Raw genomic sequence first — 15,331 nt, 5'->3', positions numbered from 1 at the left:
GAAATTCTTGGCAATGACAAAGGGCAAATGACTACCCTGACTTACCTATCATAATGTTGCTGCTAATTCTTTTAAAAGCAGGTGTCCATCTCGAAATACTGACCAACCATCTCCTACTAGTACTGTTTCCACCTTGCTTAATTGTGCCAGCCTGTGTACAGAAGCGATCGCTGCTTCTGGATCAAGTAACTTTTCTTTTGCCAATATAGTCAAAGTTCCTGCTATGTGCGCCCGTATTAAATCGCCAGTAATCAAAGTAGTTTCTTCTAGTAGCAGCGCTAGTTCCCCAGGAGTTTTGGAACCTTGAAGTTCAATTATTTTTAACCCAGGTACAAACTCATCACCATCAAACAACCAGCGATCGCAAGCTATGGGGAAAAATTCTTTTTCTGCTGCTGGGCCAGCTATCTTAGCATAAGTTTGCACAGCAATTTCTTTCGCTGCCCTAATATGTTCAGAGTTTGTCAGTATAATCCAATCCACACCACCGAGAGATTCGAGGTGATTCCAGTCGTGGTTTGATAAAGCTACTGGATCAATCAAGATATTACCATCTGGACGAATCCAGGCAATCCCATTGAAATCAATATTTCTTGCAGGATTGAAAGTAGACCAGCCATATAAATCGGGACGGTGCAGAGATTTCATAATGATTCTGGTACTGTACCTTCAATAAATCGTAAATTAAGAGAGTTGCATCAATAATGTATCAGTAATTTTGTCTATAGTTCAAATTAGCATTTTCTTTTTATTTCACTCACGACATCCGATTATTTTCATGCAACCATTTAAGACTTTACTCCGTGTCCGGCACTATGAAATGGATGCTTTGGGACATGTGAATAATGCCGTCTACCAAAATTATTTAGAACAGGCGGCCATTGAACACTCAGAACATCTCGGTGCAACTTTAGAAGTTTACCGAGAATTAGGTGGTGTATTTGTGATGCGACGGGTAGAAATTGACTATCTCCGGCCAGCAGTAGCTGGTGATACTCTAGAAGTTACCACCTGGTTAAAAGAAATGCGTGGTACTCGTGCCTTTCGACGGTACGAAATTCGCAAACAAAACGAAGATGATTTATTAGTCACGGCTGAAGCACTGTGGGTTTGGGTAGATGCCAAAACTATGCGTCCACGACCAATTCCTAACCAAATTTCCGATAAGTTTGTGCCAATTCAAAACTTGAGTGTAGCTGAATAATCAACAAAGAATTTATTTAGCAAAACTCAGCTTCTAGGGGCATTGGTTCATGTGTAATACTGATATACCCTGGTTGAGATTTGACTCGTTCTATCCATTTTTGAATAGCTGGAAAGCTTGATAAATCAAAACCACCTTCATCGGCTACATGGGTATAAGCGAATAAGGCAATATCAGCAATAGTATAGCGATCGCCAACAAAATACAAATGAGATTGCAAATGATTTTCCATCACTCTTAATGCTGCATAACCAGGTTCACGCTTTTGTTCTAAAGCAGCCTGATATTCTTCTGCTTTCCCTAAAATTGAAATCCAAAATCTTGATGTTGCAATATACGGTTCATGACTATATTGCTCAAAAAATAACCATTGGAAAACTTGTGCTTTCAAAAAGCGATCGTAAGGTAAAAATTCTGTGTATTCACTGAGGTAAGCCAATATGGCATTTGATTCTGTTAAGTATTTCCCTGGTTCAACTTCCAAAACAGGTATTTTGCCATTAGGATTTTTACTTAAGAATTCTGGTGTCCGACTCTCTCCCTTTAAGATATTCACCTCGATTCTTTCATAGGGAATACCCATTTGTGATAATAAAAGACGTATCTTATAACCATTACCAGAGGGTAAAAAATCGTACAGACGTAGCGTTTCCATGCCAAAAATATGAATAAGATTAATGGGAGAAATGAGGCTCTAAAATACAATATCTTACAAATTAATTCGAGATGAACAGGATGATTATTTCTCTTTTATGTATCTTCATCAAAACTAGATTTATCTGAACAAATAAAAAAACAAAGTATTAATTATCTCTAGTATTTATCAAATTTAAATGTTCAATTTAATTCAATGGATAAATTAAAGATATGTGTGGAAGATTTACTTTAAATCAGCCAGATGCCTCTCTAGCTAAGGCTTTCCATCTCCAACAAATTCCAGAGTTAACTGCTCAATACAACATTGCACCAACACAAATGGTGCCAACCGTGCTACACAACCCCAGCAATAAACAGTATGAATTTCAACAGCTACGTTGGGGCTTAATTCCTGCTTGGGCAAAAGATGCCAAAATGGGAGTAAAGCTAATTAATGCTAGGGCAGAAACAGTGGCAGAAAAACCAGCTTTTCGATCAGCTTTTAAGCGCCGACGCTGTTTAGTAATAGCTGATGGCTTTTATGAATGGCAAAAGCAACAAGGTAAAAAGCAGCCCTTCTATTTTCGCCTGAAAGATGGGCAACCCTTTGGTTTTGCAGGGTTGTGGGATATATGGCACTCACCAGAAGGAGAAGAAATCACCTCTTGTACGATTGTGACAACAACAGCTAACGAATTGCTAGAACCAATCCATGATCGTATGCCAGTTATTCTAGCTCCTGAAGATTATGATTTGTGGTTAGATACTGGAGTACAAACACCAGAAAAACTCCAGCCACTATTAGATCCTTATCCTGCCCAAGCAATGACAGCCTACCCAGTGAGCAGTTTAGTGAACAAACCCCAGCACAACAGTCCAGAATGTATTATCCCCCTTAGTGAGGAGAATGCCCTCCCAAATCAGTTAAATTAACTATTGAGTGCTAAGTCTGAGTGCTGAGGAGCCACTGCGTTGGGCGGGTTTCCCGACTCCCTCAGTGGCGTTGCTGAGTGCTGAGTGCTGAGTAAAAATACAAGCCTCTAATCTCTAACCTAAGCACCTTTCTCCCCTAAAAAGGTGTACTGCACCAACCGAGAAACGCTTTAACTCCCAAGAGCATCTTTTGAGCTAGTAGCTGTACAACCATAGAGGCAGTTATGCCAAGAACACAAAAAAACGATAACTTTATTGACAAATCTTTTACAGTAATGGCGGATATCATTTTAAAGATTCTGCCAACTAACAGAAAAGCTAAAGAAGCATTTGTTTATTACCGGGATGGCATGTCGGCACAAGCAGAAGGTGAATATGCCGAAGCATTAGAATATTATGAAGAAGCCCTGACTCTAGAAGAAGATTCCAACGATCGCAGTTATATTTTCTATAACATGGGGCTAATTTACGCCAGTAACGGGGATCATGACAAAGCTTTAGAACTTTATCACCAAGCAATTGAAATCAACCCACGTCTACCCCAAGCTTTGAATAACATCGCCGTGATTTATCACTACAAAGGCGAAAAAGCGAAAGAAGCTGGAGATAATGACGGTGGTGAAGCTTTGTTTGACCAAGCAGCAGATTATTGGATTAGAGCCATTCGCATGGCTCCCAATAACTACATTGAAGCGCAAAACTGGCTGAAAACCACTGGGCGGATGCAAATTGACGTATTCTTTTAGTCAATAGTCATTAGTCAATGGTCAATGGTCAATTGTTAATAAAGCAATGAGCAAAAACTCTTGACTCTTGACTCTTGACTCTTGACTATGGACTTTTGACTATTAACTTATAACCAAACCATGATTGATCGTGACCAAGTTCATAAAGTAGCTCTTCTCGCTCGGTTAGAATTGACACCAGAAGAAGAAGAGCAATTCACCACTCAGCTAGGCAGTATTTTGGATTATGTACAACAGCTGAGTGAACTAGATGTTAGCAATGTGCCACCAACTGCACGAGCAATTGATGTCAGCAATGTGACACGAGAGGATGAGTTACAACCTTATCCTGACCGAGATGCTATTCTAGAGGGTGCGCCTGAAGAAGAACGCGAATATTTCAAAGTCCCGAAAATCCTCAACAGCGAAGAGTAAGAAAGTCTGAAGGCTGAAGTATGAAATTTATTTTTCACACTTCATACTTCTAAGGCTTATAGTTCCGGCATTCGGGCGCATTGGGATTTTCCCGACAGTATTCTTCAAAAGAAACTTTAGCCGAAACCATGCCTTCAGCTTTTTGATGGGCAGCCTCTGCTTGTAGTTCTTCCACTTCATCCCAAGCAGCAGCACAGGCTTTAGAATAAGCGCCATACTGAGTACAAATGGCACGGGCTGCTTCAACGGCTTTTTGAATTTTTGTCTCCAGCCTCAGTGCTGTTGGGGCTTCCACAAAATTACTCTTGGTTAAAATATCAGTAATTGAGATGATGCCTAACAGCTTACCTTGAATTACTGGCGCTCTGCGGATACCTGTGTTGGCAAACAACCGCGCTACATATTCCACACTCAACTCAGGATTAACCACAATGCAAGGTTTACTCATTATTTCATAAACCCTTACTTGCTTGGGGTCTTTACCGTAGGCTATTACCTTATAGACAATATCTGTTTCGCTAACCATGCCATAGGCATCATTATCATAGCGACGATCCACAACCAAGGCACGCAAGTTTTTTTCCTTCATCAGCTGAACTGCTTCAGCGACAGTTGCCGAACCACGAATGGTAATTACATCCTTGGTCATGATATCTTCAGCTTTCATCATTGCTGTAGTCTCCTGGTAAATAGCAGGGAAGCAAGGAAGTAGGAGAGCAAGTATTTCGTGGAATAGTATTATGCAGGTGGTTTTCTTTCCTATTCCCTACTTTCTACTTTCTATTCGCTACAACAATAAATTAGTGCAGGTTTCGATTCATGATGTTATCGAAAGTGACCGAAGCAGAAAATCTCGGTATGAAACATATTAAAGTGTTAAGTATGAAGTATGAAGTGCGAAGTATGAAATTTTATCCTTTAGTCTTCATCCTTTCTCCGTGACCAGGCTAGGATGATCACAGCACCATTCAAACTGCGGCTGAAACATTTTGCTAAAAGTCAAGCCAAAGCACTACACAAATGGTGCTTGCTGTAAGTTTGCACCCAGGTATACCATCTGCCAGTAAATTCTGAGACTCAGCCATGTCAAATCGTCGTTATCCACCCGCCTACTTACGTTATCTCAAAGCTAGGTTATGGAATTTTAGCAAGCCTGCTTTTTGGGGAACCGCAATTTTTTTATCAGTGCTAGGGCTAGTAATTCGAGAATACTGGACTAACCCAGATGCGTTTACCCGCAAACAAAACAGTGAAGTCACAACTGAGAAAACTGATAACTCTACCTTGTCGGCAGAAGATAAAGCGATCGCCGCAGATATTGATAACTTACCAGTTCTATATAATGAAGTTGAACAAGCAACTAGCCCTGTAACAGCTACTACCCCTACAGATAACCCCAAGTTGAAAAAGGGTAAAGATTTCCTACAGGAATTAATTAACAAACAAAAATCCTCTAAAGATACCAAATTAAATCCTAGCTTAGGGATTATTGATAGTACATCTGTATCCGAGGCAAAAAATCCTTTTGTCGCTCAAACCGAAAATCTGTTACAAGTTGGCACACAATATAGTACTAGTCAGTTCTTAACTTCGTCGTCTCAACCAAAAGAGTCAGCAGAAAACCCTTATGCAGTAAGAATTGGCATCAACCAGACTCCTCCAAATAATCCATACAACTCAATTAGTTCTTCACCAACGATACTTGCACCATCGGCTAATCAAACACCACTATCTACTAACATTAATAGTGCAACTTCCAACCCCAGCAATTCTTTTGGGCAAACCCCATACAACGGAGTTCCGCAGAATTTATCTACCATTAATAGCGCGACTTCTAATTTCAACAGCAATTTGGGACAAACTTCGTATAATCAAGTCCCGCAGAATTTATCTACTAATAGTCAGACTTCTATACCTAACACAAGTTTCAATAGCGGCACAGGCTACATCCAGCCCACTGTAACCAACGTCCCAACAAATAATTATAACGGTGTAAACACTGTGCAGCCGTTGCCTAACCAATTACCAGCAACAACGACAACACAACCTGTTACTTCGGCTGTACCAAATAACACTACACCCTACTCTGTTCAGAATTCCTCTTCATATCTTGTTACACCTGCTGCTCCAGCAAGTTATCAAAACAATCGCTATTTTAGAGGTCTACCTATTCAAATACCGCAGTCTAATTTCTCAACTACTCCTCAAATTCCAGGACAGTCTACAGGTGGAGTCCAGGGAAATCCTTACAGTTATTAATCTTCAAGATTGTAACTAAACGGCACTGTCTTAGAGTTAGCAAAGCGACTCAACACAGTGCCTCTACTTTTACAATCACAGAACATATCCCTCTTTAATCACCTCTAGAAAAAAATCTAAAACCCATATTTTTTAAGACTTTTATCAATTTCGGCGTAGTTTGGGTTGAGGAACGAAACCTAACATTCAAAAGTCTTGGCATTGTTGGGTTTCACTTCGTTCCACCCAATCTACACTTGTTTTTCTTTCTACTGAGTACTCAGCACTCAGCACTTTGCTATAGCTTCAATGCCAAAACTTTGCCTGTAGATTTTGAAAGCAGTTTCTCGGTTGGTCAGAACAGTTAGTAAATACCAAAGTTCGAGTTGTTTCTTTCAATATTTTCGTTTCTAATACACTTGGGCTGATGTGATGTTTTAGTTTGAGTTTTAGCTCATCTGTAATGGGTAAATCTTGAATTTCATTGCACAGAAATCTTACAGATTCGGTTTTGCTACGTTCTGAATAGATAAGCTTGAGAATGTTGTCAATGCCAAATCCTGCTATATATTCCGCTAAAATGCCCACCAGGCCAAGTAGTCCTAAACCACCTAATAAACCCAACGGCCCTCCCAAGGATGAGAGTAGCGTAACAACGACGGCGACACTCCCCCCTGATGCAGCAGTTGCAATTACGAAGAGTATGCCAGGAAGACCTAAACCAGCAATTTTTTTGATGATTTCATCCATTGTACTTACCTATCAATTTTTAAAAGATACTCCCATGAAGTGGCACAGCTTCATGTGAAATTTCCTTAGTAAAATTTGCTGGCATTGCCGATTTGAAAAACTCCTCTAACTTTTGCCTTTAAAACATAAGAGGATTTTTGATTTGGTTGAACTACTTAGTATGATTTAAGATTCTGGAAAAATGTCATCTAAAATCTCAAATCCAAAATTAGTATGAGACCTTATCACCATATACCCATTGTTGAATGCGGTGAACCTTTAGTAGAGATTCCTTTGGAACTGTTCGCGGTGGAATCTCCCCATCCTTATGAAAAATTGGGTGCGATTTATGGCGAATATTCTCCTTATTATCTGCGTCAGAGTGTTGTGGAAAATTTAATCCAAGCTCAAAATTATTTGGAGTCACTGCGGACTCATTGGCGTATTCAAATCTTTGATGGCTATCGCCCTGTGACTGTGCAGCAGTTTATGGTCGATTACAGCTTTGCTACAGCATTACAAGAAAGAGGACTCACGGAAGCAAAGTTATCACCAAACCAACGCCAAGAAATTTGGGAGGTGGTTTATCAAATTTGGGCTGTTCCTAGTATGGATGAAAAAACGCCGCCGCCTCATAGTACAGGGGCTGCGGTGGATGTAACTTTAGTAGATGATGCAGGGCTAGTAGTGAATATGGGTTCGCCTATTGATGAGTTGTCAGAGCGATCGCATCCCGATTACTATGCCAATCATCCCCAAAAAGAAGCACAACAATATCATACTCACCGTCAGCTATTAAATGATGTCATGTTAAAAGCTGGCTTTCAACGTAATCCTAGAGAATGGTGGCATTTTTGTTTTGGGGATCAAATGTGGGCATGGCTAAATAATCAAGCAAATCCGGCTAATAATTTTACAGCGCGTTATGGTCGAATTTTATAGCAAAGTGATGAGTACTGAATATAAACACAGTTGCATTAAATGTAAACAAATCTACTCCCTACTCTCGACCTTCACGCATCTTCAGGATTAAGTTGCTTTAATTCGTCTGTAGTTAGTGTGCCAATTGGACTCCAAACTAAATAAGGAATCAGCAATACAGTTGCTAGTAGTGAAATTGGCAAAACCGCTAAAGCTAAAATGATGGCTGAAATCATCCCAACTAAGCCAATAGTTTCGCCAACTTTCAGGCTGCGTAATCTTAGCATCAGCGGGATGTAAGCAATGGTGATGATTTCTACGAACAGGTATAAACCCATCAACAACCAAGTAACCAGGCTTCCTGGGTTGTGCTGCCAGACGATGTTAGCAGAAATTGCACCGCAAATAAAAATTGCAGTCCAAATAAAGGGAATCAGTGGTTCAAAAACTAGCCATTGTGGGCGGCTTAAATGGGCGAACCATTTCACATCACGGGGAGTAATGAAAAAACTACCAAAAGCAATTAAGAAAGTTATTACCCCAATAATTACACCGGATGAAATCATACCCTCATCCTTTTTTTATCTTTTGTCAAGTTGTACACTGCCAGTTTGACAACATAAGGTAAGGGTGAAATCAATCGCAGGTTTGATACTTAAGCATCTTGAGGATTGAGACTCTGCATCTCCCAAGTGGTATAAGTACCAATGGGACTCCACAGTAAAAAGGGTACTAATAATAATGCTGCCCAACCAGAAACAGGTAAGACAGCCAGAGTCAATATCAGACCGATAATAAAACCTGTACCACCAATAATTGTGCCTGCTTGAAGACTCCGCAACCGAAACATCACAGGCGTGTAGGCAACGATCGCAATTTCTAAAATTAAATATAAACTCATCAACAACCAAGTAGATCTTGTTCCTGGGTTTTTTTCCCAGACAATGTAAGCCGACCAAGCACCACAAATAAAAATCACAGTCCAGATAACAGGAATTGCGGCTTCAAAAGTCAGCCATCTTGGTCTTTGTAAGCGTTTGAACCACTGGCGATCGCGCGGCTGAATTAAATTAGCGCCCAAAGCCACTAATATCGCTACGCCCCCAATTACCATCCAAGATTTAATCATGCCTTTATTCCCTTGTAATTGCTGCTTATCGCTGAAATATCACCATTTATAGTGTGATTTTGTCAATCTATTTACTAAATACTCATCATCCCTGAGTCTGAGAACTTCATTGCAGTCAGAGATATTTAAATTTATACAAGCTTGATTGAGAAAAAAAAGGGGCATACAACTGCCCCTACGGATAATATATTTTTGAGATATTCCTAATTCAACGTGAATTTGACAAGTCTTTTTTGACCTCACCCCAACCCCTCTCCGAGGCGGAGAGGGGCAAAATCGAAAGAAAAAATCAAGGTTTCAAAGCCTCTCCCACTGTGGGGGAGAGGTTTGGAGAGGGGTTATTTCAATCCATCGAACTGAGGTTAATTCAAGGGTTTAAGGTTGCTAATGGTGAGGTATAGTTCTTCATCAGCTATTTGTTGGTTGTAATCGATATTGATTTGCGTGGGATAGCCAAATTTAGGATCATATTTGACTGTGATATTAGCTGCTTTTCTGGTAATTGCATCTTCAATGATGCCAAACAGTTTAGGAATAGAATTATATTGTTGGAATAATTCTGCATCCACTGGTTCATTATTATTAACAGCAGTAATAGAAGCAACTCGACCATTACGGACTGTAATGACTACTGGTTGTGTAGCCTTGGGCGCACAAAAACAACTCCTGCTAAAAGTAAAGCGATAATTAGTCAGCTTTTGCTGATTCCACAATTGGCGGTTAACTTTTAGTTGAGTGGAATTTGAATCATTAGGAGTTGGTGTTGGTTCATTTTTTGCACCAACCCACCGCTGAGAATTCACAACAGTATCTATTTTATTTTCTAAAGCTGTTAGTGCTTGCGGTGCATTGGGAGAGCCGAGATAATGATTAACAGTTTTCTGTTGTTTACCAATAGTTAGAGAAGTAATTGCCGAAGGTAAATCTGTAGGGCCGCCTTGATAGTTATTTGCTAAAGATAAATAGTTGAGTTTGTCAAATTCTGCAACCAATTTTCTCACTGCTTGCGGACTAATCCTTGCAGTTCGCTTACCCACAACTTTAACAAAACGTTCTCCTTCGTAGACAACTCTACCATCAGGAAATATGGTTATTTTATAAATTGGACAAGCACCAAAACAAGCCGTTCTTTGTAAAGAAATAATACCGGAACGTAGCTTTTTAGTATTTTGATTAAAGATTTGTTGATTAGAAGTCTGTGCAGTTAGTTGTGGTAACTGTATTGTAGATTGTGCTAAAACTTGGGCATTCAAAATTAAAGATACAAGTAATCCTGTACCGATTACGATAGGTGATCGCATATAATTTCCTGATAAACTAATGAATTATTCTGATAGACAGAACTAATTACAAAAAGTTTCCGATGCTGGCTTATAAAACCAACATCAGCAGGTGAATCTAAGTTAGAGTACAATCACCTATAACAATCTTTTTTGATTTATGTAAATCAACAAACTTAGATCCCCGACTTCTTAAAGAAGTCGGGGATCTGGTTATTTACGAGTGACGGGTAACTGCTAGATAAAGCGTTATTGTTTTTTGCCAATACTTTTTTTCTGAATTTAGAAAATAACAATAATAAAAAGCCTGATATGAACAGTGGTATTGCAGCAGTAGGTTCTGGAACAGGTTGCAAATTTTGTCCAGGCTGAAAAGGCAATTCATTGAATGGAATATCACTGAATAGACTGTTGAAGAACTGATCGAGTTGATTAGATATAGTACTGTTATCCCCACCAATTCTTCTAGAAAGGATAAGTCGGTTAAATGTCTGGGTTGCAGAACTATCAAAATTACCCGTTAATTCAATAAATTCTTGTCCAAATGTTCCTACAAGAGAATTAATCAAACTATTAACATCGCTTGGCGTTTCTTGGAAAAGGGAATTTAAAAATTCGGCATCGTCACCAACACCAATAATTGTGTTGTTGCCATCTATTAGCAAGTTACCATTACCTACAATTGTATTGTTACTAGTGAAAACAAAATTGCCATTACCTACAATTGTGTTGTTAGTACCAAAATCCCAATTCCCATTACCCAGAGTTATATTTTCATTACCAAATTGCCAATTACCATTACCTACAGTTGTATTGTTGGTTCCTTCATCCCAATACCAGTTGCCATTACCAACTGTTGTATTGTCTTGACCAAAGTTCCAATTACCATTACCAACGGTTTGATTATTTTGACCAAATTGCCAATTACCATTGCCTAAAGTTGCATTATTATTTCCATCGTCCCAGTGCCAGTTACCATTGCCAATTACTGTATTATTACTACCAAACTTCCAGTTACCATTCCCGATTGTGGCGTTGTTATTACTAAAATTCCAGTTGCCATTGCCAATCGTGGCGCTGTCGCTGCCATAATTTGTGTTGAAATTTCCAATCGTTGCGTTGCTAGTACCAAAATCTCTGTTGCCATTACCAACGGGTGCGTTGTTTCCATTAAAAGGTGGCGTATTTAAATTGAACGGATTGCCAGCACCACCAAATTGAGGTATCCCGCCACTGGTAAATGGGTTATTACTACTATTGAATAAGTTATCACCTAAAACTAACCTTAAGCGATTAAAAATTAATTGCTCAAACCGACTACTACCATCACTTGCAAAAGGGTTGATTCCACCAGGAAGCGTACTAGGACTGGTAAAAGGATTGCTAACACCTTCAGGTATGTACTGACCAATATCTGAGAGGTTCTCGAAAGGCGATCGCTGCGGCGAACTGCCATTACTGCCAGTAAAGAAATTACCCGCACCAAAAGGGTTGACAGCAGATTCTTCCATCAGCATTAATCTCCTATTTAACTTCAGGTATTTTTAGAACAGTAAAAAATTGAAAGTTAACTTAAGTCTCTACAAGCAATTAATTTTTTTATTATTTATAATTTGTCTTTACTTAATTTTTAATAGATGTTTAGACACGAAATTATCAATCTTATCCCAAATAAAATTATGATATCTTTAACTAATAAACAATGATTTATTTTTTGATTTGCATAACATTTTTTTCTTTTTCTAGTTGTGCAGTAGTGTTAAAGACACTTTAATAGCCTGATGACAATACTCAAGAATAGAAAATGAAACCGTAGTTAAACAGTTGTGTTTAACTGCGGTTTTTAGAGAGTCCTAATATCTGTTGCTATTAAGCGAATGGGAAACCACTACCGCCTGCAAAGGGATTTTCACCACCTGCAAAGGGATTTTCACCACCTGCAAAAGGATTGTTACCACCTGCAAAGGGATTGCTACCACCTGCAAAGGGATTGCTACCACCTGCAAAGGGATTGTTCCCGCCTGCAAAGGGATTGTTCCCGCCTGCAAAGGGATTTTCACCGCCTGCAAAAGGATTGTTCCCGCCTGCAAAGGGATTGCTACCACCTGCAAAAGGATTGCTACCACCACCAGTTAAAGGATCACTACCACCTTGGTTAATAGCAGTCCAAGGATTGACACCACCTGTTAAAGGGCCACCAGGTGCATTTGGGTTGCCAAAGTTAGCAAAGGGATTACCACTATAGGGAGCGCTACCGTTATTTGGATTGCCACCGTTGCCAAATGGACTACCACTACCACTAGCAGATCTGCCAAAAGCCTCAATGATGTCGTCTGATTCTACACCGGGAATATCTAGCAAAGCACCGAATGGTGATTGTCGCAGCAGAGCCTCAAGTTCTTCGCTAGAAGGGTTAGTGTTACCGCCATTATTTGAATCTGTCATGAGAAAATATCCTCCTAGATTTCGGATATAAATTTTGTTAGTACTGAAAAAATCAAGAAACAAAAAAATAACAAAAGACTAGTTGTGTCTCTTGCTTTTGGCTAAATCTAGTTAGCATTCTTTGCAGAAGTGAGCGAATATTTATTGCTATATTTAGCAGCTTGATTGCCAAGAAAGTTTACTGTTTTTAATCAAGCTATAACTAATTTTACATCCAGATATATGCTAATAATTTATTAGAGTTAATGCAATGATAAATGTTTATGTCTTTTGCAAAAAATATAATATTATTAGCTCAATAAAAGCTGATTTTAGTAAGGAAAATATAAATTGGCGCATGATTATGGCTTTAATATCATGCGCCAATTATTGATAAAAATGAAATTGCATTCCAACAACAAAATAGAGTATTAATAGCAAATATTATAAATATTTACTACTAAATTTTTACTGTTGTATGTAGGCAAAAAAGAAGACTAAACAGTAGCAAGTAAAGCTGGTACAGACCAACGTCCAACGACTTTACCAATAACTGACATTTCGTATGTTAAGCGGTCAAATCCTTCAGGTGTAAGAGATTGTGGCCCGTCAGATAACGCTCTAGCTGGATTGGGATGAACTTCAATCATTAAAGCGTCAGTACCAGCAGCGATCGCAGCTAAAGCCATAGGTTGCACATATTCAGATTTACCTGTACCATGACTTGGATCAATCATGATTGGTAAATGAGTGAGCGATCGCAACACCGGAATTACAGATAAATCCAAAGTATTGCGAGCATATTTACTATCAAAGGTTCTAATACCTCGCTCACAAAGAATTACATTCGGATTCCCCGCTGCAAGGATATATTCTGCTGCCATTAACCACTCATCAATTGTGGCGGACATCCCCCGTTTGAGCAGAACAGGTTTATCTTGTGCGCCTACTTTTTTGAGCAACGCGAAGTTTTGCATATTTCGCGCACCTATTTGAATAACATCAGCCACTCTTGATAATGCTGGTAAATCAGCAGCATCCATCAGTTCTGTGATGATACCTAAACCTGTTGCTTCCCGCGCTGCTGCTAACAAATCTAAAGCACTTTCACCATACCCTTGGAAAGCATAAGGTGAAGTACGAGGTTTGTAAGCTCCACCCCGCAAAAACTTGGCTCCAGCTGCCTTAACTCGCTTGGCGGTTTCAACAATCATTTCCTCATTCTCAACAGAACAAGGCCCAGCTACCACTACTATCGGATGCTGCTCACCAATGTAGACATCACCGTTAGGCGTGGGTACAACAACCTCGCTGGCTTCTCCATAGCGGAATTCTCGACTCACCCGCTTGAAAGGTTTTTCCACCCGCAATACTTGCTCAATCCAAGGGCTAAACTCTTGAATTTGCATCCGATCAAGAGTAGAAGTATCGCCAATCATTCCCAAGATGACTTTATGTTCGCCAACACTTTTTTCGACTGTCACTCCCCAAGTTTCTTTTAAACCTTGGCTGATGCGAGTAATTTCATCATTAGGTGTACCGTTTTTCAAGACTACAATCATCTTCTGTTCCTCATTAGTGCAAAAATTCAGCAAGTTGTTCTAACTTTGTCCAAGCAGCGCCACTTTGGAGAACTTCTTTAGCCAAAACAATGCCTTTGACGCAACCTTCTAAAATGTCTGTTGTGCCTGCAATTGCTTCACCAACTTGCAGCGCTAGAGCTGTATTTAAAGCAACTACATCCTGTTGTGCTGGAGTGCCTTTTCCTTGGAGGACAGCCTTTAAGATTTCTGCATTTTCTTGGACATCGCCACCGCGCAATGCGTCCGTTGGTGCAGGATTTAAACCGAGTTCTTGCGGATTGAGAGTTAGACAGCGGACTGTTCCAGCTTGCAGCACAGCTAAATCAGTCACATCTGCCAAACCTGCTTCGTCTAATCTTTCTCTACCGTGAAGTGCGATCGCTTTTCGGCATCCCAGTTGTGATAAGGCTTGGGCAATTTCTTCTATTAACAGTGGGTCGTTCACACCAATAATTTGCCCTGTTGGACGCAGTGGATTTACCAAAGGCCCAAGCAAGTTAAAAATAGTCCGCACCTTGAGAGTTTTGCGTAAATCAGCAACGGCTTTGAGTGCTGGATGCCAACCTGGAGCAAACAAAAAGGTGATGCCCACTTCACCAACCGCCGCTTGTACCTTCTCCGGGTTAGCATTGAGATTGATTCCCAAAGCTTCCAACACATCAGCAGAACCAGCCTTGCTAGAGGCAGAACGATTACCATGCTTGGCGACTTGCACCCCAGCAGCAGCAGCCACAAAAGCTACAGCTGTAGAGATATTAAAGGTTGAAGCACCATCTCCACCAGTTCCGCAAGTGTCAATTAGGGGAGTAGAGAGTGGGGAGTAGGGAGTAGGGTAAGAAGATTGGGATTGTAGGACGGTGGCCATGCCTACTAGTTCTTCTGCGGAAACACCTTTAGCTTGAATTGCCGCTAAGATGGCTCCTGATAAGACTGGAGGAATAGTTTCTGTTAACCAACCGTGCATTAAATCGGTAGCTTGGTCAACTGTTAATGATTGGCGCTTGAGTAGTTGTTGCAATAAAGCTGACCAGTCGGATGAAGCAGAAGTTACAGAGATTTTGTCCAGTGGGTTTTGAGTGATGGCTACCATATTA

The 15,331-nt window shown here is 40.0% G+C and carries 17 protein-coding genes; 6 read left to right on the top strand and 11 right to left on the bottom strand.

The window, feature by feature from the left end:
* Window positions 1-48: 48 nt before the first annotated feature.
* The gene (locus ACMX3D_RS17945; RefSeq protein ID WP_482747234.1) at window positions 49-648 is read right to left on the bottom strand and encodes an MBL fold metallo-hydrolase; all 600 of its coding nucleotides are present in this window, start codon (window positions 646-648) and stop codon (window positions 49-51) included.
* Window positions 649-778: 130 nt separating this feature from the next.
* Between ACMX3D_RS17945 and ACMX3D_RS17940 the strand changes: the two genes are divergently transcribed.
* Window positions 779-1,204: an acyl-CoA thioesterase gene (locus ACMX3D_RS17940; RefSeq protein WP_482747233.1), complete on the top strand. Its 426-nt coding sequence runs from the start codon at window positions 779-781 to the stop codon at window positions 1,202-1,204.
* Between the two features lie 16 nt (window positions 1,205-1,220).
* Here the strand turns inward: ACMX3D_RS17940 and ACMX3D_RS17935 are convergent, their stop codons facing one another.
* Window positions 1,221-1,859 (bottom strand): glutathione S-transferase family protein, encoded by a 639-nt coding sequence (locus ACMX3D_RS17935; protein ID WP_482747232.1) that lies wholly within the window; start codon window positions 1,857-1,859, stop codon window positions 1,221-1,223.
* Window positions 1,860-2,071: 212 nt separating this feature from the next.
* Here ACMX3D_RS17935 and ACMX3D_RS17930 point away from each other — a divergent pair, with 212 nt between their 5' ends.
* From ACMX3D_RS17930 to gatC, 3 genes are all read left to right on the top strand, one after another.
* On the top strand, window positions 2,072-2,773 hold the full coding sequence (locus ACMX3D_RS17930; protein WP_482747231.1) for an SOS response-associated peptidase: 702 nt from the start codon (window positions 2,072-2,074) through the stop codon (window positions 2,771-2,773).
* Between the two features lie 224 nt (window positions 2,774-2,997).
* Window positions 2,998-3,519: a photosystem I assembly protein Ycf3 gene (locus ACMX3D_RS17925; protein WP_482747230.1), complete on the top strand. Its 522-nt coding sequence runs from the start codon at window positions 2,998-3,000 to the stop codon at window positions 3,517-3,519.
* 120 nt (window positions 3,520-3,639) lie between these two features.
* Window positions 3,640-3,933 carry an Asp-tRNA(Asn)/Glu-tRNA(Gln) amidotransferase subunit GatC gene (gene gatC, locus ACMX3D_RS17920; RefSeq protein WP_482747229.1) on the top strand — a complete coding sequence of 98 codons (294 nt, stop codon included), beginning with the start codon at window positions 3,640-3,642 and terminating at the stop codon, window positions 3,931-3,933.
* Window positions 3,934-3,982: 49 nt separating this feature from the next.
* On the opposite strand, the gene ACMX3D_RS17915 is transcribed toward gatC, so the two are convergent.
* Entirely contained in the window at window positions 3,983-4,603 is a 621-nt protein-coding gene (locus ACMX3D_RS17915; protein ID WP_482747228.1) for a CBS domain-containing protein, read from the bottom strand.
* A 413-nt stretch (window positions 4,604-5,016) separates the two neighbouring features.
* Between ACMX3D_RS17915 and ACMX3D_RS17910 the strand changes: the two genes are divergently transcribed.
* Window positions 5,017-6,192 carry a hypothetical protein gene (locus ACMX3D_RS17910; RefSeq protein ID WP_482747227.1) on the top strand — a complete coding sequence of 392 codons (1,176 nt, stop codon included), beginning with the start codon at window positions 5,017-5,019 and terminating at the stop codon, window positions 6,190-6,192.
* A gap of 285 nt (window positions 6,193-6,477) precedes the next feature.
* On the opposite strand, the gene ACMX3D_RS17905 is transcribed toward ACMX3D_RS17910, so the two are convergent.
* Window positions 6,478-6,921 carry a hypothetical protein gene (locus tag ACMX3D_RS17905; RefSeq protein ID WP_482747226.1) on the bottom strand — a complete coding sequence of 148 codons (444 nt, stop codon included), beginning with the start codon at window positions 6,919-6,921 and terminating at the stop codon, window positions 6,478-6,480.
* A gap of 213 nt (window positions 6,922-7,134) precedes the next feature.
* Here ACMX3D_RS17905 and ACMX3D_RS17900 point away from each other — a divergent pair, with 213 nt between their 5' ends.
* Window positions 7,135-7,842, top strand: a complete 708-nt coding sequence (locus ACMX3D_RS17900) for a M15 family metallopeptidase (protein ID WP_482747225.1) — start codon at window positions 7,135-7,137, stop codon at window positions 7,840-7,842.
* Between the two features lie 71 nt (window positions 7,843-7,913).
* Here ACMX3D_RS17900 and ACMX3D_RS17895 read toward each other — a convergent pair whose 3' ends face one another.
* From ACMX3D_RS17895 to trpD, 7 genes are all read right to left on the bottom strand, one after another.
* The gene (locus ACMX3D_RS17895) at window positions 7,914-8,387 is read right to left on the bottom strand and encodes a TspO/MBR family protein (protein WP_482747224.1); all 474 of its coding nucleotides are present in this window, start codon (window positions 8,385-8,387) and stop codon (window positions 7,914-7,916) included.
* Between the two features lie 89 nt (window positions 8,388-8,476).
* Complete coding sequence (locus ACMX3D_RS17890) at window positions 8,477-8,950, bottom strand: TspO/MBR family protein (RefSeq protein ID WP_482747223.1); 474 nt, start codon at window positions 8,948-8,950, stop codon at window positions 8,477-8,479.
* A gap of 362 nt (window positions 8,951-9,312) precedes the next feature.
* Window positions 9,313-10,251, bottom strand: a complete 939-nt coding sequence (locus tag ACMX3D_RS17885; RefSeq protein ID WP_482747222.1) for a DUF6174 domain-containing protein — start codon at window positions 10,249-10,251, stop codon at window positions 9,313-9,315.
* Window positions 10,252-10,406: 155 nt separating this feature from the next.
* On the bottom strand, window positions 10,407-11,741 hold the full coding sequence (locus ACMX3D_RS17880) for a hypothetical protein (RefSeq protein ID WP_482747221.1): 1,335 nt from the start codon (window positions 11,739-11,741) through the stop codon (window positions 10,407-10,409).
* Window positions 11,742-12,099: 358 nt separating this feature from the next.
* Window positions 12,100-12,675 (bottom strand): hypothetical protein, encoded by a 576-nt coding sequence (locus ACMX3D_RS17875; protein WP_482747220.1) that lies wholly within the window; start codon window positions 12,673-12,675, stop codon window positions 12,100-12,102.
* Window positions 12,676-13,151: 476 nt separating this feature from the next.
* The gene (aroF, locus tag ACMX3D_RS17870) at window positions 13,152-14,216 is read right to left on the bottom strand and encodes a 3-deoxy-7-phosphoheptulonate synthase (protein ID WP_482747219.1); all 1,065 of its coding nucleotides are present in this window, start codon (window positions 14,214-14,216) and stop codon (window positions 13,152-13,154) included.
* A 13-nt stretch (window positions 14,217-14,229) separates the two neighbouring features.
* On the bottom strand, window positions 14,230-15,327 hold the full coding sequence (gene trpD, locus ACMX3D_RS17865) for an anthranilate phosphoribosyltransferase (protein WP_482747218.1): 1,098 nt from the start codon (window positions 15,325-15,327) through the stop codon (window positions 14,230-14,232).
* Between the last annotated feature and the right edge of the window lie 4 nt (window positions 15,328-15,331).

It is taken from the genome of Anabaena sp. TISTR 8404 (assembly GCF_056847745.1).
This window is presented reverse-complemented; position numbering and strand designations above follow the sequence as displayed.